29 protein-coding genes are annotated in these 24,609 nt (G+C 63.8%); 7 read left to right on the forward strand and 22 right to left on the reverse strand.

Translation table 11 applies throughout. The annotated features are described in order from the left end of the window. The first annotated feature begins 388 nt into the window (after nt 1-388). Nucleotides 389-1,315, forward strand: coding sequence for a bifunctional helix-turn-helix transcriptional regulator/GNAT family N-acetyltransferase (locus C0Z18_RS08905; protein WP_102645014.1), 927 nt, complete (start codon nt 389-391; stop codon nt 1,313-1,315). Between the two features lie 104 nt (nt 1,316-1,419). On the opposite strand, the gene C0Z18_RS08910 is transcribed toward C0Z18_RS08905, so the two are convergent. The 6 genes from C0Z18_RS08910 to C0Z18_RS08935 all read right to left on the reverse strand — a co-directional run bounded on the left by C0Z18_RS08910 (nt 1,420) and on the right by C0Z18_RS08935 (nt 6,494). Beyond that, nucleotides 1,420-2,229, reverse strand: coding sequence for a MetQ/NlpA family ABC transporter substrate-binding protein (locus C0Z18_RS08910; protein ID WP_102645015.1), 810 nt, complete (start codon nt 2,227-2,229; stop codon nt 1,420-1,422). A 220-nt stretch (nt 2,230-2,449) separates the two neighbouring features. Then, the gene (locus C0Z18_RS08915) at nt 2,450-3,061 is read right to left on the reverse strand and encodes an SCO family protein (RefSeq protein ID WP_102645016.1); all 612 of its coding nucleotides are present in this window, start codon (nt 3,059-3,061) and stop codon (nt 2,450-2,452) included. A gap of 7 nt (nt 3,062-3,068) precedes the next feature. Next, complete coding sequence (gene cyoE, locus C0Z18_RS08920) at nt 3,069-3,974, reverse strand: heme o synthase (RefSeq protein ID WP_102645088.1); 906 nt, start codon at nt 3,972-3,974, stop codon at nt 3,069-3,071. Nucleotides 3,975-3,978: 4 nt separating this feature from the next. Beyond that, a complete protein-coding gene (locus tag C0Z18_RS08925) occupies nt 3,979-5,088 on the reverse strand; it encodes a COX15/CtaA family protein (protein ID WP_102645017.1) in 1,110 nt (369 codons plus the stop codon). A 34-nt stretch (nt 5,089-5,122) separates the two neighbouring features. Continuing rightward, nucleotides 5,123-5,770 carry an SCO family protein gene (locus tag C0Z18_RS08930; protein ID WP_102645018.1) on the reverse strand — a complete coding sequence of 216 codons (648 nt, stop codon included), beginning with the start codon at nt 5,768-5,770 and terminating at the stop codon, nt 5,123-5,125. A gap of 19 nt (nt 5,771-5,789) precedes the next feature. Continuing rightward, a complete protein-coding gene (locus C0Z18_RS08935) occupies nt 5,790-6,494 on the reverse strand; it encodes an SURF1 family protein (RefSeq protein ID WP_102645019.1) in 705 nt (234 codons plus the stop codon). A 144-nt stretch (nt 6,495-6,638) separates the two neighbouring features. On the opposite strand from C0Z18_RS08935, the gene C0Z18_RS08940 reads away from it, so the two are divergent. Next, nucleotides 6,639-6,848, forward strand: a complete 210-nt coding sequence (locus tag C0Z18_RS08940; protein WP_102645020.1) for a twin transmembrane helix small protein — start codon at nt 6,639-6,641, stop codon at nt 6,846-6,848. Between the two features lie 198 nt (nt 6,849-7,046). On the opposite strand, the gene C0Z18_RS08950 is transcribed toward C0Z18_RS08940, so the two are convergent. The 8 genes from C0Z18_RS08950 to C0Z18_RS08980 all read right to left on the reverse strand — a co-directional run bounded on the left by C0Z18_RS08950 (nt 7,047) and on the right by C0Z18_RS08980 (nt 13,911). Further along, entirely contained in the window at nt 7,047-7,904 is an 858-nt protein-coding gene (locus C0Z18_RS08950; protein ID WP_102645022.1) for a cytochrome c oxidase subunit 3, read from the reverse strand. Nucleotides 7,905-8,027: 123 nt separating this feature from the next. After that, the gene (locus tag C0Z18_RS08955) at nt 8,028-8,222 is read right to left on the reverse strand and encodes a DUF2970 domain-containing protein (protein WP_102645023.1); all 195 of its coding nucleotides are present in this window, start codon (nt 8,220-8,222) and stop codon (nt 8,028-8,030) included. A 50-nt stretch (nt 8,223-8,272) separates the two neighbouring features. Then, a complete protein-coding gene (locus C0Z18_RS08960; RefSeq protein ID WP_102645024.1) occupies nt 8,273-8,884 on the reverse strand; it encodes a cytochrome c oxidase assembly protein in 612 nt (203 codons plus the stop codon). 30 nt (nt 8,885-8,914) lie between these two features. Continuing rightward, nucleotides 8,915-9,046 carry a cytochrome oxidase small assembly protein gene (locus C0Z18_RS33450; RefSeq protein WP_233217247.1) on the reverse strand — a complete coding sequence of 44 codons (132 nt, stop codon included), beginning with the start codon at nt 9,044-9,046 and terminating at the stop codon, nt 8,915-8,917. A gap of 83 nt (nt 9,047-9,129) precedes the next feature. Beyond that, nucleotides 9,130-10,737, reverse strand: coding sequence for a cytochrome c oxidase subunit I (gene ctaD, locus C0Z18_RS08965; RefSeq protein ID WP_102645025.1), 1,608 nt, complete (start codon nt 10,735-10,737; stop codon nt 9,130-9,132). A gap of 34 nt (nt 10,738-10,771) precedes the next feature. After that, a complete protein-coding gene (gene coxB / locus C0Z18_RS08970) occupies nt 10,772-12,148 on the reverse strand; it encodes a cytochrome c oxidase subunit II (RefSeq protein WP_102645026.1) in 1,377 nt (458 codons plus the stop codon). A 39-nt stretch (nt 12,149-12,187) separates the two neighbouring features. Next, nucleotides 12,188-12,664, reverse strand: coding sequence for a DUF2244 domain-containing protein (locus C0Z18_RS08975; protein ID WP_102645027.1), 477 nt, complete (start codon nt 12,662-12,664; stop codon nt 12,188-12,190). 287 nt (nt 12,665-12,951) lie between these two features. Further along, nucleotides 12,952-13,911 carry a methyltransferase domain-containing protein gene (locus C0Z18_RS08980; RefSeq protein WP_102645028.1) on the reverse strand — a complete coding sequence of 320 codons (960 nt, stop codon included), beginning with the start codon at nt 13,909-13,911 and terminating at the stop codon, nt 12,952-12,954. 70 nt (nt 13,912-13,981) lie between these two features. Between C0Z18_RS08980 and C0Z18_RS08985 the strand changes: the two genes are divergently transcribed. Next, entirely contained in the window at nt 13,982-14,803 is an 822-nt protein-coding gene (locus C0Z18_RS08985) for a ComF family protein (RefSeq protein WP_102645029.1), read from the forward strand. A 19-nt stretch (nt 14,804-14,822) separates the two neighbouring features. Continuing rightward, on the forward strand, nt 14,823-15,293 hold the full coding sequence (gene trmL / locus C0Z18_RS08990) for a tRNA (uridine(34)/cytosine(34)/5-carboxymethylaminomethyluridine(34)-2'-O)-methyltransferase TrmL (RefSeq protein ID WP_102645030.1): 471 nt from the start codon (nt 14,823-14,825) through the stop codon (nt 15,291-15,293). Here the strand turns inward: trmL and C0Z18_RS08995 are convergent. The 5 genes from C0Z18_RS08995 to C0Z18_RS09015 all read right to left on the reverse strand — a co-directional run bounded on the left by C0Z18_RS08995 (nt 15,266) and on the right by C0Z18_RS09015 (nt 18,198). Next, nucleotides 15,266-15,820 carry an O-acetyl-ADP-ribose deacetylase gene (locus tag C0Z18_RS08995; RefSeq protein WP_102645031.1) on the reverse strand — a complete coding sequence of 185 codons (555 nt, stop codon included), beginning with the start codon at nt 15,818-15,820 and terminating at the stop codon, nt 15,266-15,268. The two genes, trmL and C0Z18_RS08995, sit on opposite strands and share 28 nt — an antisense overlap. 33 nt (nt 15,821-15,853) lie before the next feature. Then, a complete protein-coding gene (locus tag C0Z18_RS09000; RefSeq protein ID WP_102645032.1) occupies nt 15,854-16,882 on the reverse strand; it encodes an NAD(P)H-dependent glycerol-3-phosphate dehydrogenase in 1,029 nt (342 codons plus the stop codon). A gap of 23 nt (nt 16,883-16,905) precedes the next feature. Then, the gene (secB, locus tag C0Z18_RS09005) at nt 16,906-17,382 is read right to left on the reverse strand and encodes a protein-export chaperone SecB (protein ID WP_102645033.1); all 477 of its coding nucleotides are present in this window, start codon (nt 17,380-17,382) and stop codon (nt 16,906-16,908) included. Between the two features lie 132 nt (nt 17,383-17,514). Beyond that, nucleotides 17,515-17,775 carry a glutaredoxin 3 gene (grxC, locus tag C0Z18_RS09010; RefSeq protein WP_102645034.1) on the reverse strand — a complete coding sequence of 87 codons (261 nt, stop codon included), beginning with the start codon at nt 17,773-17,775 and terminating at the stop codon, nt 17,515-17,517. A gap of 12 nt (nt 17,776-17,787) precedes the next feature. Continuing rightward, nucleotides 17,788-18,198 carry a rhodanese-like domain-containing protein gene (locus C0Z18_RS09015; RefSeq protein WP_102645089.1) on the reverse strand — a complete coding sequence of 137 codons (411 nt, stop codon included), beginning with the start codon at nt 18,196-18,198 and terminating at the stop codon, nt 17,788-17,790. A gap of 122 nt (nt 18,199-18,320) precedes the next feature. Here C0Z18_RS09015 and gpmA point away from each other — a divergent pair, with 122 nt between their 5' ends. The 3 genes from gpmA to C0Z18_RS09030 all read left to right on the forward strand — a co-directional run bounded on the left by gpmA (nt 18,321) and on the right by C0Z18_RS09030 (nt 21,723). Continuing rightward, nucleotides 18,321-19,067 carry a 2,3-diphosphoglycerate-dependent phosphoglycerate mutase gene (gene gpmA / locus C0Z18_RS09020; RefSeq protein ID WP_102645035.1) on the forward strand — a complete coding sequence of 249 codons (747 nt, stop codon included), beginning with the start codon at nt 18,321-18,323 and terminating at the stop codon, nt 19,065-19,067. A 224-nt stretch (nt 19,068-19,291) separates the two neighbouring features. Continuing rightward, nucleotides 19,292-20,836, forward strand: coding sequence for a S41 family peptidase (locus tag C0Z18_RS09025; protein WP_102645036.1), 1,545 nt, complete (start codon nt 19,292-19,294; stop codon nt 20,834-20,836). 113 nt (nt 20,837-20,949) lie between these two features. After that, a complete protein-coding gene (locus tag C0Z18_RS09030) occupies nt 20,950-21,723 on the forward strand; it encodes a HesA/MoeB/ThiF family protein (protein ID WP_102645037.1) in 774 nt (257 codons plus the stop codon). Here the strand turns inward: C0Z18_RS09030 and ptsP are convergent. The 3 genes from ptsP to C0Z18_RS09045 form a co-directional block, all read right to left on the reverse strand. Beyond that, nucleotides 21,700-23,451 (reverse strand): phosphoenolpyruvate--protein phosphotransferase, encoded by a 1,752-nt coding sequence (gene ptsP / locus C0Z18_RS09035; protein WP_102645090.1) that lies wholly within the window; start codon nt 23,449-23,451, stop codon nt 21,700-21,702. The two genes, C0Z18_RS09030 and ptsP, sit on opposite strands and share 24 nt — an antisense overlap. Nucleotides 23,452-23,655: 204 nt before the next feature. Further along, on the reverse strand, nt 23,656-23,925 hold the full coding sequence (locus tag C0Z18_RS09040) for an HPr family phosphocarrier protein (RefSeq protein ID WP_102645038.1): 270 nt from the start codon (nt 23,923-23,925) through the stop codon (nt 23,656-23,658). Nucleotides 23,926-23,960: 35 nt separating this feature from the next. Then, nucleotides 23,961-24,497 (reverse strand): PTS sugar transporter subunit IIA, encoded by a 537-nt coding sequence (locus C0Z18_RS09045; protein ID WP_102645039.1) that lies wholly within the window; start codon nt 24,495-24,497, stop codon nt 23,961-23,963. Nucleotides 24,498-24,609 lie beyond the last annotated feature (112 nt).

Here is a 24,609-nt window from a genome sequence, read left to right on the forward strand (position 1 = left end):
TCGAGTGCGCGAGCGGGGCGCACCATCGTTGCAGGCTCACACGCCCGCAGCAGTCGTGCTCGAGGAGGGCGATGAAATTGGAGCCCATTATATAACCAGATTAGTACCAGTCAATTTATACTCCGGACGCGCCAAGAGATCCGCCAATGCCTTTACAGACAAGGCTTTCCGCCACAATCAAGGCTCCTCGAGCAGGTTTTTTCGGCATCGGTATTTACCCGCACAGCATACCAATCCCGCTCCGACGAGGGCCCAGGCCGCGATCCGCGCGGGGGCGCGACGCGCTGTGAGACCGACGCCGCACCCACCCGTTTGCGGAGCAAAACTTGTTTGTTGACGACGATCCCATATAGTTCTGATTAATCTAGACGATACGGTGACACCCGCATTGATCGACACCACTTTGCAGCACCGCGCGGAAGCGGTGCGCCATTTCAATCGGTTCTACACACAGCACATCGGTGTGTTGCATGAGTTTCTACAGAAAAGTCCGTTTTCCCTGACGGAAGTGCGTGTACTGCGCGAGTTGACGCAGGGCACCGTTTCCACGGCGACGGAGCTCGCGCGGGTATTGGGGCTGGACAGCGGGTATCTGAGCCGCTTGCTGACGAGTTTCGAGCGGCGGCAATTGATCACGCGCCGTCAATCGGCGGCCGACGCGCGCCAGTCGCTGCTCGAAATGACCCCGGAAGGCCGCGCCGCCTATGCGCCGCTCGAAGTCGCGGCGATCGAGGAAGTGTGCGGCGTGCTCAAAGCGCTCTCCGCGGCGGGGCAGGAACAGTTGATCGGTGCGATGCGCATCATCGAACGGTTGCTCGACCGGATACCGCCGCATGCCGCCGTTTCGCTACGCGCGCCGCGGCTCGGCGATTTCGGATGGCTCGCGCATCGCCAAGCGCTGCTGTTCGGCGCCGAGTATGGCGCCGATATGGGCTTCGAAGCTTATGCGGCGCAGGAAATGGCGGAGCTTTCGCGATTGCGCGACCGCGAGCGCGGAATGTGCTGGATCGCCGAGCAGCAGGAGACGGTCGTCGGCGCGGCGTTCGTCACGGCCCTGTCCGACCGCGCGGCCCGCATGCGTTTGCTCTACGTGGAACCGGAATCGCGCGGGCTCGGCATCGGAACGTTGCTCGTGGGTCAAGGCATCGGCTTCGCACAGCGCGCCGGCTACGATACGCTGACGTTGACGACGTGCGGGCTCTTGAATGACGGGCGGCGCATATTCGAGCGAGCGGGATTCGATTGCATCTCGACTGAACCGGAACGGCGCTTCGGGCGCAATCTCATTGCGCAGACGTGGGAGCGCAAGCTATGAGCGCGGCGCATCGCCCGGCGTTAGCTGCTTGGAACGATCGCCCATACAAAAACGCCGCATGGAGAACGCGGCGTTTTTTTCAGTCGATGAAGCTCGCCTGACGGTTAGAACGAAGGCACCATGGCGCCCTTGAATTGGGTGGTGATGAAGGCGCGCACCTCGGGCGATTGGTACGCGCTCACGAGCTTCTTGACCCACGGCTTGTCTTTGTCCTGCGCGCGCACCGCGATCAGGTTCGCATAGGGGCTATGAACGTCTTCGCGTGCGATCGCGTCCTTCGTCGGCGACAGTCCTGCCGCCAGCGCATAGTTCGTGTTGACCACGGCCGCGTCGACATCGCCGAGCGAGCGCGGCAATTGGGCCGCATCGAGCTCGAGCAGCTTGAACTTCTTCGGATTGTCCGCAACGTCGAGCGTGGTCGCGTTGTTGCCGTTCGTCCCCGCGCCGGCCTTGAGCTTCACGAGCCCTTGCGCTTGCAAGAGCAACAGCGCGCGGTTCTCGTTGGATGGGTCGTTCGGGATCGCGATCTTCGCGCCTTGCTGCAGATCCTTCACCGATTTGAGTTTCTTCGAATAAATCCCGATCGGCGAAATGTACGTGAGACCCGCCGTCACGATCTTATAGCCGCGCTGCTTCACTTGGCTGTCGAGGTAGGGCTGATGCTGGAAACTATTGGCGTCGAGATCGCCCGCGTCGAGCGCCGCATTCGGCTGCACGTAATCGTTGAAGGTGACGATTTTCACGTCGAGCCCTTCGCGCTTCGCCACCTTTTGCACGACTGCCCACGTTTGCTCGTCGGGCCCCGCGATCGTACCCACCTTCACGACTTGGTCCGCGTGCGCCGCGGTGCCGACGACGAATGCGGCGGTCGCTGCGACGGACGAGAGAAGCTTGAGAAGCGTTCTGCGTTGCATAAAAACTCGCTTTCTTTATAGGAAAAATAAGAAGACAGGCTATGGTGTCATAGCCGTCTCTTGAATGGAAATACGTTGATCGCATATCCATATGCGGATCGAACGCAGCGGTGGATTCCATTAGGAGAACGAACTAATCGGACGCGAAGACGAAGCGACCGCAACGGTCGCTTTCATCGGGTGAAGAGGCTAACGGGGAAGAGGCTAGCGTACCGGCAAGTTAGCCGAGCAAGAGCTTGAGGTCGTGAACCCAGGGCTGCACGCCCTGCCCGTCGCGCGCGAAAAGACGCAACTGCCCCGAGGGGTCGAAGACGTAGCTCGCCGCCGTATGGTTCATCGTGTAGCTGTCGGGCGTCTTGCCCGGTACCTTCGCGTAATAGACGCGGAAATCCTTCGCGACCTTCGCGAGTTGAGCGGCATCGGGCCTCAATCCGACGAACGAAGGATTGAAAGCGTGCACGTACTGCGAAAGCACTTGCGGCGTATCGCGTTCCGGATCGACGGTCACGAAGAGCACTTGTACGCGCTTCGCCTCGGGTCCGAGTTGCTGCATCGCCTGGCTCAATTCCGCCATCGTCGTCGGGCACACGTCGGGGCAATGCGTATAGCCGAAAAACAGCACGACGGCCTTGCCCTTGTAATCGGCGATCGTGTGAAGCTTGCCGTCGGTATCGGGCATCGAAAAGTCGCTACCGAACTGCTTGTTGCCCGTGAGGTCGAGGTTTTGAAACGCGGGCTCGCTCTTGCCGCAACCGGCGATCAATAGCGCACCGCCGACGAGGCATGCGGCGAGAATCGCGCGCGAGGCGCGCATCAGCGAAAGCTTGGACATAAGCGGGTCAAAGACCGATCAAGCCGCGCGCATAGTGATCGACGAGCAACGCGGCAAAGAGCAACGACAGGTAGACGATCGAATAGCGGAAGGTCTTGCGTGCCAGCGCATCGGAGTACTCGCGATAAATCTTCCAGGCATAAGCGAGGAAGATCGCGCCGAGCAGAACCGCCGAGACGAGGTAGACCATCCCGCTCATGCCCGAGACGAACGGCATCAACGTGACGGCGAACAAGATCACCGTGTAGAGCAGGATATGCAAACGCGTGTATTGCTCGCCGTGCGTATTCGGCAGCATCGGCAATCCGGCGTTTTCGTAATCCTTGCGGCGATACAGCGCCAGCGCCCAGAAATGCGGCGGGGTCCACACGAAGATGATGAGCACGAGGATCCAGGCGTCGCCGGGAACGTGCCCCGTGACGGCCGCCCACCCCAGTGCCGGCGGCATGGCGCCCGAGGCACCGCCGATGACGATGTTTTGCGGCGTGGCCGGTTTGAGCAGCAGCGTATAGACGACCGCGTAGCCGATGAACGTGGCCACCGTCAGCCACATCGTCAAGGCATTGGTGAGCGCGTACAGCGTCCACATCCCCACGCCGCCCAACACGGCGGAAAAGACCAGGATCTGCACGGTGGTGATCTCGCCGCGCGCGGAGGGCCGCCAAGCGGTTCGACGCATCATCGCGTCGATCTTTTGCTCGACGAGGCAGTTGATCGCGAACGCGGCACCGGCCGTCAGCGCGATGCCGACGGTTCCGCCGACGAGCACGGTCCACGGCACCATGCCCGGTGTCGACAAGAACATGCCGATCACCGCGCAAAATACGGCGAGCTGCGTGACACGAGGCTTCGTGAGCGCGAGGTATTGGGAGATTCGGGAGCCCGGATGACGGGCGAATGTCGTGCTTTCCATGGGATCACGCAGGTGCGGCCTCGCGCGGCGAAACTGCGGCGCGGCCAAGTCGGCTGGAAGCGGTGCGAAAGTTTAGCACAACGACCAACAACAGCAGGACCGCCGCACCGCCGTTGTGCGCAACGGCAATCGGCAGCGGCCACTGTAGGACGATGTTCGATAGGCCGGTCGCAAATTGAAGCGCGAGCACGATCAAGACGCCCGTCGCCGGTCGCCGCAGCGACTCGTAGCGGCGCAGCTTGAATGCCAGCACCGCGAGGTATGCGATGACGATCCCGGCGAACGTGCGGTGCGTCCAGTGAATGGCCACGAGCGCGTCTTGCGTGATCGCCTCGCCGTCGCCGGTCATGCCGAGCGCGCGCCACAGATGGAAACCTTGCGCAAAATTCATCGGGGGAACCCATTGACCGTTGCAGGTCGGAAAATCGGTGCAAGCGAGCACCGCATAATTCGTGCTCACCCACCCGCCCAGCGCAAGTTGCACGACGAGCAGCACGAGGCCGGCTAGCGCCCACGCGCGATACCGGGCGATCTCGGGCTCGAACGCCGGTAGCGGCGTGAGCCGAGCGGCAAACCAGGCGAGCGCGCCGAGCAGCGTCAAGCCGAGCAGCAAATGCGTGGTCACGATCACCGGTTGTAGCTTCATCGTAACCGTCCATGCGCCGAATACGCCCTGCACGACGATCAAAAGCAGCAGCGAAGTAGGCCACCAAGGCGAAACGTGCAGCGCCCGGCGTTTGATGCGCGCGATCCAGGCGCTCGCCGTCTGCGCGATGATGAGCACGCCGATCGCCATCGCGAAATAGCGATGGATCATCTCGATCCAGGCCTTGACCATACTCACGGGCCCGCTCGGCATCGCCGCGTGGGCCGCGCTGATCTGCGCGTGCGCCAGAAACGGCGAGGCCGTGCCGTAGCAGCCGGGCCAATCGGGGCAACCGAGCCCCGAATCGGTCAGGCGCGTGAAACCGCCGAACATGATCAGATCGAGCGTGAGAAACGTCGTGACCCAGACCAGCTTGCGAAATTTATCGTCGCTGCCCTTGATCCAGACGTAGCTCAGCGGAAGCAGCGCGATGCAAAGCCCGGTCGCGCCCAATTGCAGCAAGAACATCGATTTTCTCTCCAACGAACCGGCGACGCGCGCGTCAGCCGATACTGGACCACTTCAGCAGTTTCGTGATGTCGCCCTTGATCTTGTTCGGATCGGGGTGCTTCGGAAACCGCATCATCAAGTTGCCGTTCGGATCGACCAAATAGATGTGATCGAGATCCGTCGCGCCCGTTTCAGCCGGCAGCCAAGCGGACAGCGCGGCCGGATCGGCAATGAACTTGGCGGTGTCGGGATAGGCGTGCTCGATCTCGGCGGGCACGGCATCGGCGTCCGTGCGCAGCCAAACGGTCAGCAGACGTTCGCGTTCGCCGCCTTGCGTGGCTCGAATCTGGCGCATGAAGTACAGCTTCGTCGCGCATGCTTTGTCGCAGGCGCTGCGATCGACGCTGATCATGAGCCAACGCCCGCGCAAGGAGGCGAGCGGCATCGTCTTGCCGGCTTCGTCCTCGACGATCAGCGCTTCGGAAATCGGACGCTGCGGCTCGATCAACGTGCCGTAATTGGTCGCGCCGCCCTTCGGCTTGATCACGTAGTAAGTCAGGTACGACGCGATGATCGGCGCGGCGCACACGAGCGCGATGAGCAGCACCATCCATCGGCCGCTCGTCCAAGAGCCGCGCTTGGCCGGCTGTGCAGATGGGTCCCTGCCCCGCTTTTGCTCGCGCGAGCGTTCTGATGACATCGACAAGCGTCACTCCCTCTCAATTGCCTTTTTTCGCGGCACGCCGGGCCGCGTACAAGCCGAAGCCCAAGGCCGCGGCCGCCATACCCCACCACTGGAGCATGTATCCGTAATTCGTTTCGACGCCCATCGCGGGCGCCGGCCAATCGCGTACGAGCATATCGCCGTCGTCGCTGGTCTGCTCGATGACGAACGGTTGTAGCGTCAAACCCGTCTCGCGCGCGAACGCGCCGACGTCGAGGTTCTGCCGGATGGCCTGATGCGCGGCCGAACCGCCTTCGCCAAGCTCGAACGCGCGCGACGCGTTGGCGCGCGCGATTCCTTCGATCGTGACCTCGCCCGGCGGCGTGCGGTACGGCGCGATCGCCGTACGCACGTCGGCATTGCGCGGCAGCCACCCTCGGTTGACGAGGACGTAGCCGCCGCCGGACAACGCGAACGGCATGACCACGTAAAAGCCCGGCTGATCCCGATAGGGGCGATTGTCGAGATATACGACATGGTCGGGCATGAAGCGGCCCACGGCGCGCACGCGGTGATATTCGATCGAGCCGAGCGCGATCGGCTGCGCACCCACGGGCTGCGCCGGCGCATGTTCGAAGCGATCGATCTGGGCCTGCAACGCTTCCTTCTGATGCGCGCGATCGCGCTGCCAAAAGCCGAGGCGGATCGTCACGGCCATGACGATCAGAATCAACAACACGGGAACGAGACGAAATTTCATATCAGATGAACCGTGCGTCGAAAATCATCGGCCGCGACGGCGCGGGGACGCACGATCCGGCCCTCGCAGGCCGCGTGAGCGCGCGAGGTCGGTGCGATAATTGCATCGATTTCCTTTCGTCGATTCCGAACATCGGTTGGTTCCATGCACATCTTCGTTGCCGTCGCTTTCATCCTCATCATCGCCAGTATGGTCTCGGCCCTTTATTTCATGATGCACGACCGGGGCAAGACCAAGCGGATGGTCTGGTCGCTCGCGACACGCGTCGGGCTCTCGATCTCGCTTTTCCTGTTCCTGTGGCTAGCCCACTGGCTCGGTTGGATCGACTATAGCCACGTGCCGCTCGGCCGCTAAACGGCTGCTAAACGGGCAGTCACGCCCCGCTTTCGCCCCGCTTGGCTGCGGCACGTTGCCGCAGCGCCCCACTTAAAACGACAAACGCCGCCTCGATCGGATCGCAGGCGGCGCACGAAAACTTCATCTCGATCACCCTCGCGCATTCGCGCGATAGACCGAGGCCCGTCGTTCCAGCGAGACGGGCCTGCTGCTGCATTACAGCCAGTAGACGACGACGTACAGGCCGAGCCAGACGACGTCGACGAAGTGCCAGTACCACGCGGCGCCTTCGAACGCGAAGTGATGATCGGCCGTGAAGTGTCCGCGGATGAGACGCACGAGCACGACGGTCAGCATCGTGCCGCCGAGGAACACGTGGAAACCGTGGAAGCCCGTCAGCAAGAAGAACGTCGAGCCGTACACGCCCGAAGCCAGCGTGAGGTTCAGTTCGCCATACGCGTGGATGTACTCGAACGCTTGCAGGAACAAGAAGCACAGACCGAGGGCGACCGTGGCGCCGAGCCACGCGATGGCCTTTTTACGGTGATCGTCGCGCAGCGCGTGGTGCGACACCGTCAGCGTCGCGCCCGAGCTCAGCAGCAAGGCCGTGTTGATCGTCGGCACGGGCCACGGCACCATGCGCTTGAAATGACCGGCCAGCGCCGCGGGGCCTTCGTTCGGCCACACCGCCGTGAAGTCGGGCCAAATCAGCTTGTAGTCGAGGCTGCCGAGCTCATGCAACGCGATCATGCGCGCATAAAAGAGCGCACCGAAGAACGCGCCGAAGAACATGACTTCGGAGAAGATGAACCAGCTCATGCTCCAGCGATACGAGCGGTCGACGCGCTTGCCGTACATCCCCGTCTCGGATTCGGCGATGGCGTCGCCGAACCAATGCCAAAGCACGAAGAGCAGCCACAGCAAGCCCGCGAACATCGTGTACGGCGCCCAAGGCGTATCGTTGATCCACAGCGCCAACGACCCGAGCATGACGAGCACGCCGATAGACGCCGTGACCGGGTGCCGGGATGGATTCGGCACGAAGTAATACGGGCTCTCGTTTTGACCGCTCATTGTTGATTCTCCACTTCAGTCCAATTGTTTCGCACTTTGCCGGCGCGTCGACGCCCCTTGGGAAGTCCCCTTGGGGGGCGCCGCACCGCTTCGCTTTTTAAGTTACTTCGCCCGGCCGCCCGGTCAGCTCGTCACCATGTGCACCACGGCCACCAACAGCGCGATGAACACCGCCGCCGCGATAATGGCCGCCGCGATCAAATGCAGCGGGTTGAGCTGCGTATCCGCTTCATGGTCGGCTCGCCGGCGCACGCCGAAGAACGACCAGAGCACCGCTTTCATCGTCCTGGCAAAACTGCCCTTCCCGCTAGAGGCCATCGCGCCTGTCTCCAATGCTCACCCCGCTTCGTCGTTTGCTTCGCCGCTCATCACGCGCCGCCGGCCGGGGTCGCCGCGGCCGTACCGCCTTGTCCCGCGCTCGTCGTTTCGCCTGCCGGCCCGCCCAATTCGAAGAACGTGTACGACAGCGTGATCGTCCTCACATCGCGCGGCAGCTTCGGATCGACGAAAAACACCACCGGCATCTCGCGCGTCTCATGAGGCGCGAGCGTTTGCTGCGTGAAACAAAAGCACTCGATCTTCTCGAAGTACTGCCCGGCAACCGCCGGTGCGTAGCTCGGGATCGCCTGCGCGTGCACGGTACGATTCAGGCTATTCGTTACGCGATACTTCACCGCCGTGACCGCGCCCGGATGCACGTCGAACGCGTTTTGCTCGGGGCTGAACACCAGCGCGCCGCGCGCGTTGGCGTCGAACTCCACCGAAACCGTACGCGTCGTATCGACCTGCGTGTTCCTCGCACCGGCAGCCGTCACGTCGCGCTTCACGAGACTGTTCGCCCCCGTGATGTTGCAAATCGCGCGGTAAAGCGGCACGAGCGCGAAGCCGAAGCCGAACATCACCGCCGCCATCACGACGAGTTTGATCAGCATCGAACGATTCAGCATCCGGTCGCCGTCGTGCGGGGCGGGCGTCGCCATCTTTTCCTCGCTATACAGCCGGCACGCGGCTCAATGAGACAGCCACTGCCTCAGAACGGCACTCACAAAGAAGACGGCGACGACCGCGACCAAGATCAGGGCAAGCCGCAAATTCCCGGCGCGCATGCGCTCGGGCGTTCGTCTTTTTTGTGGGTGGTTCATCGTCTATTTCGTTACTGGGGCGAGGACGGCGCACCGCCATCGCCCCGTTTTACGGACTATTGCATCACTCGCACGGACTCGCGTTACTCGACGGTCGGCGGGTTCTCGAACGTGTGGAACGGAGCCGGGCTCGGAACCGTCCATTCGAGGCCCGTCGCGCCGTCCCACGGCTTGTCCGACGCCTTCTCGAGTTCGCCGGCGCCACGATAGGCGGGCAGCACCACGGCGAACAGGAAGTACACCTGCGCCAAACCGAAACCGAACGCGCCGATCGACACCACTTGGTTCCAATCCGTGAACTGCGCCGGGTAGTCGGCGTAGCGACGCGGCATACCGGCCAGACCGACGAAGTGCATCGGGAAGAACGTCAGGTTGAAGAAGATCATCGACGCCCAGAAGTGGATCTTGCCGCGCGTCTCGTTGTACATCCAGCCCGTCCACTTCGGCGACCAGTAGTACCAGCCCGCGAAGAGCGCGAACAGCGACCCCGCTACCAGCACGTAGTGGAAGTGGGCCACGACGAAGTAGGTACCGTGGTACTGGATGTCGAGCGGCGCCATGGCCAGCATCAGGCCCGTGAAGCCGCCCATCGTGAACACGAACAGAAAGCCGATCGCGAACAGCATCGGCGATTCGAACGTCAGCGAACCGCGCCACATCGTCGCGAGCCAGTTGAACACCTTCACGCCCGTCGGCACCGCGATCAGCATCGTCGCGTACATGAAGAACAACTGTCCGGTCACCGGCATGCCCGTCACGAACATGTGGTGGGCCCAAACCATGAACGAGAGAATCGCGATCGAGGCCGTGGCGTACACCATCGAGCTATAGCCGAACAGCGCCTTGCGCGAGAACGCCGGGATCACCTGCGACACGATCCCGAACGCCGGCAAGATCATGATGTAGACCTCGGGGTGCCCGAAGAACCAGAAGATATGCTGATACATCACCGGATCGCCGCCGCCGGCCGCGTTGAAGAACGACGTGCCGAAGTGTCGATCGAACAGCACCATCGTGATCGCGCCCGCGAGCACCGGCATCACCGCGATCAGCAGGTAAGCCGTGATGAGCCACGTCCAGACGAACATCGGCATCTTCATCAGCGTCATGCCGGGCGCGCGCATGTTCAGGATCGTCACGATGATGTTGATCGAACCCATGATCGACGACGCACCCATGATGTGGATCGCGAAAATCGCGAAGTCCATACCCGGGCCCATTTGCGTCGAGAGCGGTGCATACAGCGTCCAGCCCGCGGCCGTCGCGCCGCCCGGCGCGAAGAACGAGCTAACCAGCAGTGCGGCCGCAACCGGCAGCAGCCAGAAGCTGAAGTTGTTCATCCGCGCGAACGCCATGTCGGCCGCGCCGATTTGCAGGGGGATCATCCAGTTCGCGAAACCGACGAACGCCGGCATGATCGCGCCGAACACCATGATCAGACCGTGCATCGTGGTGAGCTGGTTAAAGAACTCGGGGCGCATGATCTGCAAGCCCGGCTCGAACAGCTCGGCGCGGATCATCAATGCCGCGACGCCGCCCACGAGGAACATCGTGAACGAGAACAACAGGTACATCGTCCCGATGTCCTTGTGATTGGTGGCGAACAGCCACCGCCGCCATCCGTGCGGTGTGGCGTGCGCATGGTCGTCGTGACCATGGCCCGCGGCTACATCGTGTCCGATGCTAGACATGAGAATCTCCTAGAGCAAATAGTGCGGCGACACGTTAAGCCGCAGGCGCCGAGCGGGCAGCAACCGCTTCGGGCTGTTCCTTGACCATCCGGCTGGCCGTCACGGCGCGCGTCGCGCCGCTCGAGGCCGTCGGCCCGCTCGCCGCCTGCGCGCCGCTCGCCGCGGGCGCGCCGCTGGCGCCGGCCGGCGCGGCAGCCGCCGCACCCGAGAGGTGATCGCCGCCTTCGGGCATCTTGCCGTTGCGGGCATCCGCGACTTGACGCGGCTGCAGGATGTCGCCCGTGTGGTTACCCCACGAATTGCGTTCGAACGTAATCACCGAGGCGATCTCGACGTCGTTCAGCGTCTTGCCCCAAGTGGGCATCGCATTCTTGCCGTTCAGCACGATGCTCACGTGAGCCGCGATCGGGCCGTTGGCGATCTTGCTGCCGTCCAGTGCCGGGAACGCACCCGCGCCCTTACCCGTGGGCTGGTGGCACACGGCGCAATTGGACTTGTAGACTTGGCCGCCGCGCTGCATGAGCTCGGCCATCGTGTAGGTACGGTTCGGATCGTCGTTCGCGCCGGCCATCTTCTTCTTTTGGTCGTCGACCCACTTGGCGTAGTCGTCGTCGGAGAGCACCGTCACGACCACCGGCATGAACGCGTGTTCCTTGCCGCACAACTCGGTACAGAAGCCGCGGTACGTACCGGTCTTCTCAGCCTTGAACCACGTATCGCGCACGAAGCCGGGGATCGCGTCTTGCTTGACGCCGAACGCGGGCACGTACCATGAGTGAACGACGTCGTTGGCCGTCGTGATGATGCGGATCTTCTTGTTCACCGGCACGACGAGCGGGTTGTCGACTTCCTGCAAGTACGTGTCGCTGATCGGCGCTTGGCCGTTCACTTCGGAGCGCGGCGTGGTCAGCGTCGAGAAGAAGCTGACGCCTTCGCCCGGACCTTTGACGTAGTCGTAGCCCCACTTCCACTGGTAGCCGGTGACCTTGATCGTCAAATCGGCGTTGCTCGTATCCTTCATCGCAACGACGGTCTTGGTCGCCGGCAGCGCCATCAACACGACGATGACGAACGGTACGATCGTCCAGATGATTTCGACCGTGGTGCTTTCATGGAAATTCGCGGCCTTGTGCCCCTTCGACTTGCGATGCACGATGATCGAATAGAACATCACGCCGAACACGCCGATGAAGATCACCGTACACAACAGCAACATCATCATGTGCAGGTGATAAAGCTCTTCAGCGATTTTCGTCACGGGCGGCTGGAAATTGATCTCGTTGACGGCGGGGCCGCCCGGACTGTCGCCGACTGCCAAGGCGGCGTGCGCGCTGAGCAGCCCGCAAGACGCCAGCACGCCCATGAGGGCTCGCTTGATTGTTTTCATAGCTTCCTTACCCAAAATTTCCATTCAAACCCTCGCCCCGCTTGACGTCCGGCTAGAGTCGCCTCAACCGCACCGCGTCAGTGCCACGCGCAATTCGCTCGCGAACGACGCGCGCCGGTATTGCGCGAGATGCACGCCGATCACGACCGCTTGCCCGCGCGACACCACCCTGATCGGATCGCGCGGCGAATCGCCCCGTTCGATCCGCACCCAACGCGGATTGAATTCGTACTGCGTCAATCGCTGCCCGCTCATCTGCTCGATCACGAGACGATTCGGATAGAGCCGGATCCGCTCGTAGTCGACCGCATGGCGCGCATGAACCACAAACGCGGCGCCGACCGCCAGCACCTCGATGCCGGTGAACGGCAGCACCGGCCATGCGCCGCGCACGACCAGCAACAGCGCAATAGCCACCGAAAACAAAGCCAAAGACGCATAAAACCAAACGAACTGCCGCGGCGACACCGCGCAATTGCGTTTCATCAGCCAATCACGAAGGACCGGCTCCGCATCCGTCAGCAGGGTTGTCGCTTCCATCGCCGCCTCCCGCGCATGCCATCGAACACACCGCGCTATTCGGGGCCTGCCACGCCGGATGTGGGGAACTCCGGGCGACAAACTGACGCATTATAGGCGCGTTCAATGGCATCCACAAGCAAACGGCTATCGGCCTGCAACCCAAGCGCGACAAGCCTTTGCGCGGTTTCGGCTGCTTTTTTTGCATGCCGTCCCGCCCAGTGATTTCGACCATAACGGATCGCAACTTTACGATCCGCGACAAAGCGTCGCAGCTTGCCATTTTCGGCACCGCGCCGCCTCGGCGGTCAATTCGGGCGACGCCGCCCGATGTCTTGCACCCGCACGATCGCGTGCCCGTCGGCCGTTTGGCGCGGCACCGCCTTCCATGCGTGACCGTAAATCACCTCGAACGTCAGCGCGATCGTCCCATCCTCGCGGCGGCGCGCCTCCAACGCGTCGAGCAGCGCCGCGTGCAAACGCCGGGCACGCGCCGAACCCAGCGGCTCGCGCGCATGCGGGTAAGCGCCCCAGCGGCGCACGTCCGCGAGCAGCGACTGCGGCGACTTGTAGGTGATCGTCAGCGTCTCTTGATCCATGACGGGAATCTCGAACCCGCTTTCCACGAGCATGTCGCCCAGGTCGTGCATATCGACGAACTCGATCACATGCGCCCGGCCGGGCACGCCATGCGCCGCTTCGACTTCCGCGTAGGCGCCGCGCAGCTCGCGCAGCGTGTCGGGTCCGAGCGTGCTGAACATGAGCAGACCGTTCGGCTCGAGCACACGCTGCCATTCGGGCAACACGAGATCGGGGCGCGAATGCCAATGCAGCGCCAGGTTGGACCAGACGAAATCGAATGCGCCGGGCGCGAACGGCAGCGCCGCGAAATCCGCTTGAGCGAGGCGCGGGCCGCGCGTGCCGAGCGAGCGCTGCAGCGCGGCCGGCAACAAGCGGCGCCAGCCGGCATCGAAGCCCGCCTGCGGCAACGCGCGCGCGAGCATCGAATACGAGAGATCGACGCCGACGAGCGGCGCCTCGGGAAAGCGCTCGCGCAGCGAGGGCAGATCGTCGCCCGTGCCGCAGCCCGCATCGAGCATACTCGTCGGGCGCACCTTGATATAGTCGAGCCGCTCGCGCATCCGCTGCGCGATCTCGCGCGCAAGGAAGGCCACATCGCCGAACGTTGCGGCGCGGCGATCGAAGATGCGCCGCACAAGTCGGGAATCGTAGGCCGGACGGCCAGACTTTGCGGGAGTGAGGGACATGACGGTCGAACGTGCGAGGAGCCCGAAGTATACTCGCTCGCTCCGATCCGTCCAGCGAGGAAGGCCGCCGATGGCGAACGCACCGATCCCGTTCGCGGGAAACGCCCGCGGCGCGGCGCACGAGCGCGGTGCCCGCTCACGCGTGGCGCTTGCGCTGCTCGTGCGGCGCCTGGCCGCCGCGGCGCTGCCCCGGACGTGCCTGCTCTGCGGCCTTTCATGCGGCACAATGCCGCAAGGTCCGATTTGCCGCGTGTGCGACGCCGCGTATTGGAACGAAGCGCGCTTGCGTTGCGAGGTCTGCGCGCTGCCATTGCCCGGCTTGCGCGCACGGCGCTTCGGCGCGGCGCGATTTCGCTGTGCCGCTTGCATCCGGACGCCGCCGCCGTTCGACGCGACACTGGCGCTGGCCGACTACCGTCCGCCGCTCGAGCGCCTCGCGCTGGGGCTGAAGTTTCATGCGCGGCTGGCCGTGGCTCACGAGTTCGGCAAACGACTGGCGCGGCTTGCCGACGATCGGTTGGGCGGAGGCGGCCAGCAGCCCGATATCCTTGCGCCGATGCCGCTGGCGCACGCCAGGCTCGTCGAGCGCGGATACAACCAAGCCTGGGAGATCGCGCGCCCGCTCGCGCGGGCGCTCGGCGTCGGGGCCGAGGCCACGCTGATGCGGCGCATCGCCGATACCGCGCCGCAATCGCGCCTCGATCGCGACGCGCGCCGGCGCAACGTCGCCACGGCATTTCGCGTGATGCGGCCGGTGGGCGGATTGCATGTCGGCCTCGTGGACGACGTCATGACGTCCGGCGCGACGCTCGAGGCAGCCGCACGCGCATTGAAAACGGCGGGCGCACGACGCGTGACCCATTTCGTCGCGCTGCGCACGCCCCAAGATTGACCTCAGTTTTACCGAAGCCATGTTCAACGTCGTTTTAGTCGAACCCGAAATTCCGCCGAATACCGGCAATGTCATCCGTCTTTGCGCCAATACGGGCGCGCGGCTTCATCTCGTGGAGCCGCTCGGCTTTCCGCTCGACGATGCGAAGATGCGTCGCGCGGGGCTCGACTACCACGAGTACGCGCAGATGCGCGTGCATGCGAATTGGGACGCGCTCGTCGCGAACGAGGCGCCCGATCCCGCCCGGATGTTCGCGTTCACGACGCGCGGCTCGAGCCGCTTTCACGATTCGCGCTTCCTGCCCGGCGACTGGTTCGTGTTCGGTGCCGAAACGCGCGGGCTGCCCGCGCAACTGCTCGATCGGTTTCCGGCCGAGCAGCGTGTTCGCCTGCCGATGCGCCCCGGCAATCGCAGCATGAACCTGTCGAATACCGTCGCGATCGTCGTGTTCGAGGCGTGGCGTCAGATGGGATTCGAGGGAGGCGCCTGAAGGCGCACGCGCTCGAACTCGCGCTCGTACAAACGCAGCATCGGCTCGCCGAAGCAAGCGAATACGACCTGTTTCAAATCGGGAGACGCGGGCAGCGAGCCGAGGACCGTGCCGACGGCGATGTGCACCGCCTGCTCGGCGGGAAAACGGTAAATGCCGCAACTGATGGCCGGAAAGGCGATGCTCGAGCAACCCGCTTCATGCGCGAGTTCGAGCGAGCGGCGGTAGCACGAGGCCAATTGCCCGGCCTCGCCGTGATCGCCGCCGCGCCATACGGGGCCTACCGCGTGAACGACGTACTTGGCCGGCAAGCGGTAGCCGCGCGTAAGCTTGGCGTCGCCCGTGGCACAACCGCCGAGCGTTTCGCATTCGCGAAGCAGGTCCGGGCCCGCCGCGCGATGAATCGCGCCGTCCACGCCGCCACCGCCGAGCAGCGAGCTATTCGCGGCATTGACGATCGCGTCGACGGCGAGCGTCGTGATATCGATGTCGCATGCCTCCAATCGGCATGCACCCAGCTCGAGCATAGCCATGGCCGCCCCTCCTTGCCCGCCGCGCGGCTACCCCGCCGCGCCTTTCGCGCCGAACGATTCGGCACGCGCGTCGCGGCGCAAGAGCGCGTCGACGGCGGCACGCGGCGCGACACCGTCGAAGAGCACGGCGCAGACCGCTTGCGTGATCGGCACATCCACACCGTGCGATCGAGCGATCGCCAGCACGGCTTTGGCACAGCGTACACCTTCGGCCACGTGACCGAGCGCCAGCAAGATATCGTCGAGCGTGCGTCCCTCCGCAAGCTGGAGCCCAACGGTTCGGTTGCGCGACAAATCGCCGGTGGCCGTCAAGATGAGATCGCCGAGTCCGGTCAAGCCCGTGAACGTCTCGGGGCGTCCGCCGAGCGCCGCACCGAGCCGCGACATTTCCGCGAGGCCGCGCGTGATCAACGCCGCTCGCGCATTCATGCCGAGCGCGAGCCCGTCGGCGATGCCGGTTGCGATCGCCAGGACGTTCTTCACGGCGCCGCCCACTTCCACGCCGACGACGTCGTCCCCGGTGTAGATGCGCATCGCCCCGTGATGGAATGCCGCCAGCGTGCGCTCGCGGCACGCGGCCGAGGCGCTCGCGACCGTCAATGCGGCCGGCAAGCCCGATGCGACTTCACGCGCGAAGCTCGGCCCCGACAGCACCCCGATGCTCGGGTGACCGGCGAGTTCAGCCGCGACCACTTGATGCGGCAGCAATTGCGTATCGGCTTCGAACCCTTTACAGACCCAGACGAGGTGCGCGGGCACGCAATGCGCCTCGTCGCGCATCGTCCGGCAAAGCGCCCGCAGCCCCGCGACCGGCGTCGCGATGACGACGAGCGACGCATCGTCGGCCGCATGCGCGAGCGCGGCGGCCAGATTCGTTTCGTAGCGAAGCGCGGCCGGCAACGCGACCCCGCGCAGGTAATGCTCGTTTTCGTGCTTGGCCGCCAATTCGGCCACCAACGCGGGGTCCCGTGCCCATAGCACGGTGTCGTGCTTGAGCGCGAGATGCGCCGCGAGCGCGGTGCCCCACGCTCCGGCCCCGAGGACGGCGACCTTCATGGCAGGCACCGCTCGCGTTCGGCTCAATGCTGCGTGGCGTTCGCCGCCGCGCCGCCTTCTTGCTGCGCGCTCAACTGCGCCAGACGCTGCTCGTACAGGGCTTGGAAGTTGATCTCGGCCAGGTGGATCGGGGGGAAACCGGCGCGCGTGATCGCATCGGCGATGTTCGAACGCAGGTACGGGAAGATGATCGTCGGGCAGGCGATGCCGACGAGCGGATCGATCTGTTCGGCCGGGATGTTGCGAATATCGAAAATGCCGGCTTGCTTGGCTTCGATGAGGAACGCGATTTTCTCGTTCACCTTGGCCGTCACCGTGCCCGTGACGAGGATTTCGAAGATGCTTTCGGCAAGACGGTCAGCCTTGACGTCGACCTCGACCTCGACAGCCGGCATGTCCTGCTCGAGGAAGATCGCCGGCGAATTCGGCTGTTCGAGCGACAGGTCCTTCAGGTAGACGCGCTGAATGTTGAAGAACGGCTGATTGTTCTGGTCCGACATGGTGACTCCGATGGGTGAATAGTGTGCGGCGGCCGGACGGCAAACCGGCCACCGAGGTGCGTGTGGCGCTAGAGTATGAACTCGTGCGCGAATGTTCGAGAACCGCGAAGGCAAAACGGGCCGCGCGGCCTCTTACGCTTGACCCAGCAGCGGCATCAAGCCGCCGGCGCGATCGAGCGCGGACAAATCGTCATAGCCGCCGACATGGGTATCGCCGATGAACACCTGCGGCACGGTACGGCGGCCGGTGCGCGTCATCATCTCCTCGCGCCGGGCCGGGTCCTTGTCGATCAGGATCTTTTCGATCTGCTGCACGCCACGCGATCTCAACAGGCGTTCGGCCATCTGGCAATAGGGGCAGACCTGCGTGCTATACATGACGACGGAATTCACTCTCGCACTCCTTTACTTGACGACCGGCATGCCGGCTTGCTGCCAGGCGTTCAACCCGCCTTGCAGCACGTGGACTTCGGTAAAGCCCGCCGCCTGAACGATGTGCGACGCTTTGTTCGATTGCAGCCCCGTCTGGCAAACGAGCAATACCGGCGTAGCCTTATTCTTCGCGATTTGGCCGATCTTTGCTTGAAGCTCGTCGAGCGCGACGTGGCGGGCAGCCGGCAGATGGCCGGCGGCGTAATCGGCGGCGGTCCGCAGATCGACGACGATCGCGTTACGGCGATTGATGAGCTGCGTCGCCTCGGCGGCGGAGACGCCCCCGCGGCCGCGCCCCGCAATGGTCGGCCACAGGAGCAGCGCGCCCGAACCGGCGAGAGCGGCCATCAAAACGAGGTTGGTGTAATCGGTAAAAAACGTCACGAGAATCCGCCAAAAGTGTTTGGGCAACGGAGCATTATAAAATAACCGTTTGACGCGATGGCATTCCGCTGTAGGAGCGGGCCGCCCGCGCCGCGCTTCCTCACTACCGACCGGCTAACCTCATGTACAAGCTCGTTCTCATCCGCCACGGCGAATCGACGTGGAACAAGGAAAACCGCTTCACCGGCTGGGTCGACGTCGACCTCACCGAGCAAGGCAACCGCGAAGCCGCCCAAGCCGGGCTGCTGCTCAAGGAAGCCGGCTATACGTTCGACATCGCCTACACGTCGGTGCTCAAGCGCGCGATCCGCACGCTCTGGCACGTGCAGGATCAAATGGATCTGATGTACATCCCCGTCGTCCATTCGTGGCGCCTGAACGAACGCCATTACGGCGCGCTTGCCGGGCTCAACAAGGGCGAAACGGCGGCCAAGTACGGCGATGAGCAAGTCCTCGTCTGGCGCCGCAGCTACGACACGCCGCCGCCCGCGCTCGAACCCACCGATCCGCGCGCATCGTACGACGACCCGCGCTACGCGAAGGTGCCGCGCGCCGAGTTGCCGCTGACCGAATGCCTGAAAGACACGGTCGCGCGCGTGCTGCCGGTCTGGAACGAATCGATCGCCCCCGCGCTCAAGGGCGGCAAGAAGGTGCTGATCGCCGCCCACGGCAATTCGCTGCGCGCGCTGATCAAGTATCTCGACGGCATCTCGGATAGCGACATCGTCGGCCTGAACATTCCGAACGGGGTGCCGCTCGTCTATGAACTGGACGAAAACTTGAAGCCGATTCGCCACTACTACCTCGGCGACCAAGAGGCGATCGCCAAGGCGCAAGCCGCCGTCGCGAAACAAGGCAAGGCCGGCTAAAGCCGAACGCGGCGGCTCGGCGCGGTCCGCGGCCCCCGTCCGAACGGTCGGCCGCGGCCGCCGCGGCCGCAAACGCAAACGGCCGGGCGAGAACCGACCTTGTCCGCACGGGTCCAATATTCGCTGCAGCGACGCGCCGGTCGGCGCGTCGCCCGCGAACAGTTATACTTGACCGTCCTTCGCCCACGGCGCTCACACCCCGTTTCCCGAACGCACCAGACTCTATGCGCACGAAACTCAAGAACATCGGCTTGATCGCCGCTGGCCTCGCCACCGGCGTCTTCGCGACGCTGCAATTTTCCGCCGCGGCGCAACAGCAAGTCACGACGACACCGCTGCCGCTCGATCAGTTGCGTCTTTTCGCCGAGGTGTTCGGGCAGATCAAGCGCGACTACGTCGTGCCGGTCGACGACAAGAAGCTGTTGACCGAAGCGATCAAGGGGATGGTTTCGAGCCTCGATCCGCACTCGTCGTATCTCGACAAGACGGATTACCAGGAACTGCAGGAACAAACGAAGGGCCGTTTCGCGGGTCTCGGCATCGAGATTTCGCAGGAAGACGGCCTCATCAAGGTCATTTCGCCGATCGAGGATACGCCCGCGTTCCGCGCCGGCATCCGTCCGGGCGACCTGATCACGCGCATCAACGACAAGCCCGTGCGCGGCATGACGCTCGACCAAGCCGTCAAGCAGATGCGCGGCGAGCCCGGCACGAAAGTCACCCTCACGATCTTCCGCAAGACCGATAGCCGCACGTTCCCGGTCACGGTGACGCGCGCGATCATCCGCGTGCAGAGCGTGAAGTCGAAGGTCGTCGCCCCCGGATACGCTTATGTCCGCATCACGAGCTTCCAAGAGCGCACGGTGCCGGATCTGGCAACCAAGCTCGAGGACATCGCACGCGAGCAGCCGAACTTGAAGGGCCTCGTGATCGATCTGCGCAACAACGGCGGCGGGCTGCTGCAAAGCGCCGTCGGCGTGGCCGGCGCGTTCTTGCCGTCCGGCTCGGTCGTCGTGTCCACGAACGGCCAGATCCCCGATTCGAAGCAGATCTACCGCGACACGTACGATAACTATCGTCTGCCGTCGTTCGATTCCGATCCTTTGAAGAACCTGCCCGAAATCTACAAGAGCGTGCCGATGATCGTGTTGACGAACGCCTACTCGGCGTCGGCTTCCGAGATCGTCGCCGGCGCACTGCAAGATCAGCATCGCGCGCTGATCATGGGCAAGACGACGTTCGGCAAGGGGTCGGTGCAAACGGTTCGGCCGCTCACGTCCGACACGGCACTGCGTCTGACGACGGCGTACTACTACACGCCGAGCGGGCGTTCGATCCAAAACAAGGGCATCCGCCCCGACGTCCCCGTCGATCAATATGCGAACGGCGACCCGGACGACGCCCTCGTCACGCGCGAGGTCGATTACTCGAATCACCTCGCCAATACGCAGGACCCGAACGAGAAGAAGGAAGAGGAACAGCGCGAGAAAGATCGCATGCTGCAACTACAGCAACTCGAAGAGCAAAACGACAAGCTCACGCCCGAGCAGCGCGAGAAGGAACGCGATCGTAAGCCGATCGAGTTCGGCTCGGCCGACGACTTCATGCTTCAGCAAGCCGTGAACAAGCTCGAAGGCAAGCCGGTGCAGTTGTCGAAGTCGATCATGGAGCGCAAGCTCGCCGAGAACAAGCCGCCGCGTTCGGCCTCGGCACCGGTCGCGGTCAAGCCCGCCTCGGCGGCCGTGCCCGCGTCCGCGCCCAGCAAGTAACACCCGCCGTATCCGGCCAGCCTTCGCCCGCCCCTGCCGCATCGAGCATCGAGGGGCCAGCGAAGGCGCCGCTTCCCGGCGCCATCGCACGTCCAATCCCTCGGCGCGCCGCCATGAACGACGATCAGCTCCTTCGCTATTCCCGGCATATCCTCGTCGATGAGATCGGCATCGAAGCGCAGCAGCGCTTTCTCGATGCGCACGCGATCGTCATCGGCGCGGGCGGGCTGGGCTCGCCAGCAGCGATGTATCTCGCCGCGGCCGGCGTCGGGACGCTGACGCTCGTCGATGCGGATGCGGTGGATCTGACGAACTTGCAACGTCAAATCCTGCACGCCACGGCGTCTATCGGGCAGAAAAAGGTCGAATCCGGGCGCGAAACCATCGCGCGCCTGAACCCCGAGGTTCGCGTACACGCCGTGGACCAGCGCGTCGACGATGCCTGGCTCGACGCGCATGTCCCGCAGGCCACGGTGGTGCTCGACTGCACCGATAATTTCGCAACGCGGCACGCGATCAATCGCGCCTGCGTCAAACACCAGGTGCCGCTCGTATCGGGAGCGGCGCTGCGTTTCGACGGGCAGATCAGCACCTTCGATTTCCGCGACGCGCACTCGCCTTGCTATGCCTGTGTCTTCCCCGAAGACCAGCCGTTCGAGGAAGTCGCGTGTTCCCAGATGGGCGTGTTCGCCCCGACCGTCGGCATCATCGGCACGATGCAGGCGGCCGAGGCGTTGCGCGTGATCGGCGGCATCGGCCAGACCCTGACGGGCCGGCTCATGATGCTCGATTCGCTGCGGATGGAATGGACGACGATGAAAATAGCCCGCCAGAGCGATTGCCCCGTATGCGGGAGCGGCCCCTCAAGCCTGCCCGAGACGCTTTAACGCTGCCTGCACTTCCTCGGGCTCGAAAGCCGCGAGAACGTCGGCGACGGGTTTCTCCAGGGCCGCGAGATTCGCACGCAAGATCTCCTGCTTCACAACCAGTAACTGGCTCGGGTGCATCGAAAATTCGGTGAGGCCCATGCCGAGCAACAGCCGCGTGAGCTGCGGGTCGCCCGCCATTTCGCCGCACACCGAGACCGACACGCCGGCGCGCTTCGCTTCGCGCAGCGTGAAGGCGATGAGGTGCAAGACCGCCGGATGCAACGGATCGTAAAGGTGGGCGACGGCATTGTCGGCCCGATCGATCGCCAGCGTGTATTGAATCAAATCGTTCGTGCCGATCGACAGAAAATCGACGCGCTTCAAAAACAGCGGCAGCGCGATCGCGGCGGCCGGTATCTCGATCATTGCGCCGATGCGCACATTCGGATCGTAGGGCAGGCCCGCGTCGTCGAGTTGGCGCTTGGCCTCGCGGATGAGGTCGAGCGTCTGATCGATTTCTTGCGCGTGCGCGAGCATCGGCACGAGAATCCGAACCTGGCCGAACGCCGACGCGCGCAGGATCGCGCGCAATTGCGTAAGGAACATCTGCGGCTCGGACAAGCTCCAGCGGATCGCGCGCAAACCGAGCGCGGGATTCGGCGCACTTTCGTAGCCATCCGCCCCCATGCTGTCGAGCGGTTTGTCGGCGCCCACGTCGATCGTGCGGATCGTCACGGGCAAGCCGCCCATGAGTTCGACGGCGCGCCGATACGCCTCGAATTGCTCCTCTTCCTCCGGCAACCGGTCCTTGTGATTCATGAACAGGAACTCGGTGCGAAACAGACCGACGCCGACGGCGCCCGCCTCGACGGCCGCACGCGAATCCTCGGGCAACTCGATATTGGCCAGCAACGAAATTTTCGTGCCGCACAGCGTTTGCGTCGGGGAGAACTTCAGCCGCTGCAGTTTCTTTTGCTCGAGCAGCTTCTCGCTTTGCCGGTACGAATATTCCTCGAGCACGATCGGCGCCGGATCGACGATGACGATGCCGTGGTCGCCATCGACGATGATCAAGTCGTCCTGCCGAATCAGCGCGCTCGCGTGCGCCACGCCGACCGCCGCCGGAATCCCGAGGCTGCGTGCGACGATCGCCGTGTGCGACGTGCGCCCGCCCAGGTCGGTCACGAAACCTTGAAACGTTTGCGTTTTGAACTGCAGCATATCGGCCGGCGAAATGTCGTGCGCCACCACGATCATGTCGTCGCTCGCATCGGCATTGCCGTCGACGAGCGCGGCCGCGGACGGCGCGCCAGCCAGCGCCTTCAAGATACGTTCGACCACTTGCTGTACGTCGGCCTTGCGCTCGCGCAGGTACTCGTCCTCGATATCGTCGAAGTGCCGAGACAAACGTTCGAGCTGCTCCGTCAATGCCCACTCGACGTTGTAGCGCCGCGTGCGGATAAGGTCCATCGTCTCTTGGACGAGCATCGCGTCCTTGAGAATCATCGTGTGGACGTTGATAAATGCGCCCACTTCGCTCGGCGCGTCGGCCGATAGATCGGCACTGAGCCGATCGAGTTCGGTCTGGACCACTTTCAAGGCGGCGCGAAAGCGCTCGATCTCGCTTTCGATTTGAGGCGGATCGACGAGGTAATGATCGACGTCCAGCGCTGCAGGCGCGATGAGATAGGCTCGCCCGATCGCGATGCCGCGTGACACCGGAATACCATGCAGCGAAAACGACACGCGCACCTCCTCGAGTTGTGTGATGCGGCGGGAGTAATACCGCTGCAAGATGCAATAGGCCTCAATGCGCGATTATAAATTCCAACCGGCCCGCTGACTGCGTGCGGCGCAGCATCCGCGGCGCAATGGCGCGTTGCGGCGCACGAAAGAAAACGCCGTGGCTCGACCACGGCGTTTTTCAAATCGAATCGCGCGGCTCGCCGCTCATTGTCCCTCGCCGAATTTATCCGCGATGAGTTTCAAGAGCGCGTCCATGGCGTCGTTCTCATCGGGACCCTCGGTCTCGATCGTTACGGTGCTGCCGATGCCGGCCGCCAGCATCATTACGCCCATGATGCTTTTCGCGTTGATGCGGCGCCCGTTGCGGGTCATCCAAATTTCCGATTGATAGTTACCGGCGAGCTGCGTCAGCTTGGCTGACGCACGTGCATGCAAACCCAACTTATTGACGATCGTCGTTTCTTTTTGAAGCATGTGCTCGTCCTGTCGTACTGAATACAAAGAAAAGGTCAGTGCGCGGGGCCGTTCGGGTCGGCCACGCTAGCGGCTGGCGCAGCGGCCGCCGTTGCGCTCGCGCTCGACGCGGGTGCGACGACCGGCACGCCCGGCGCGACGCACTCGCTTTCGGCAACCGGCTTGCCCGCGCCGGCCGAAGCGGTCAGCGCCGCGATCGCGTGCACGCCCTTGGCAGCGCCGGTCAGCGCTTTGTCGACGAGCGTGTCGAGATCGCACGCGCGATAGCACACGCCTCGCACGAGCATCGGCAGATTCACGCCCGCCAGCACGCGCACGTCCGGCAGCGCGGCCAGACGGCTCGCGATATTGGCGGGCGTGGCCCCGAACATGTCGGTGAGTACCAGCGTGCCGTTCTCCTCGCGCAACCGCTCGATCTCACTATGTGCGAACGCGACGACTTGCGCGGGATCGCTATCGGGCAGTACATCGATGACGCCGATGCGCGCGGGCAATCCGCCATAGATATGCGCGACACATTCTTTCAGCGCCGAAGCGAGCGGTGCATGCGCGATGATCAGTATGCCTGCCATGTCAGTCTTGCTACGAAAAGCGCCGCAAAGGGCCAGATCCAGGCGATGCCCGCGCCGGGATGCCGCGCGCGAACGCTGCCCGCGGGCAGCGAACCGCACGCCGGGCGAGCGA

The organism is Trinickia dabaoshanensis (genome assembly GCF_002879885.1).
Lineage (GTDB): Bacteria > Pseudomonadota > Gammaproteobacteria > Burkholderiales > Burkholderiaceae > Trinickia > Trinickia dabaoshanensis.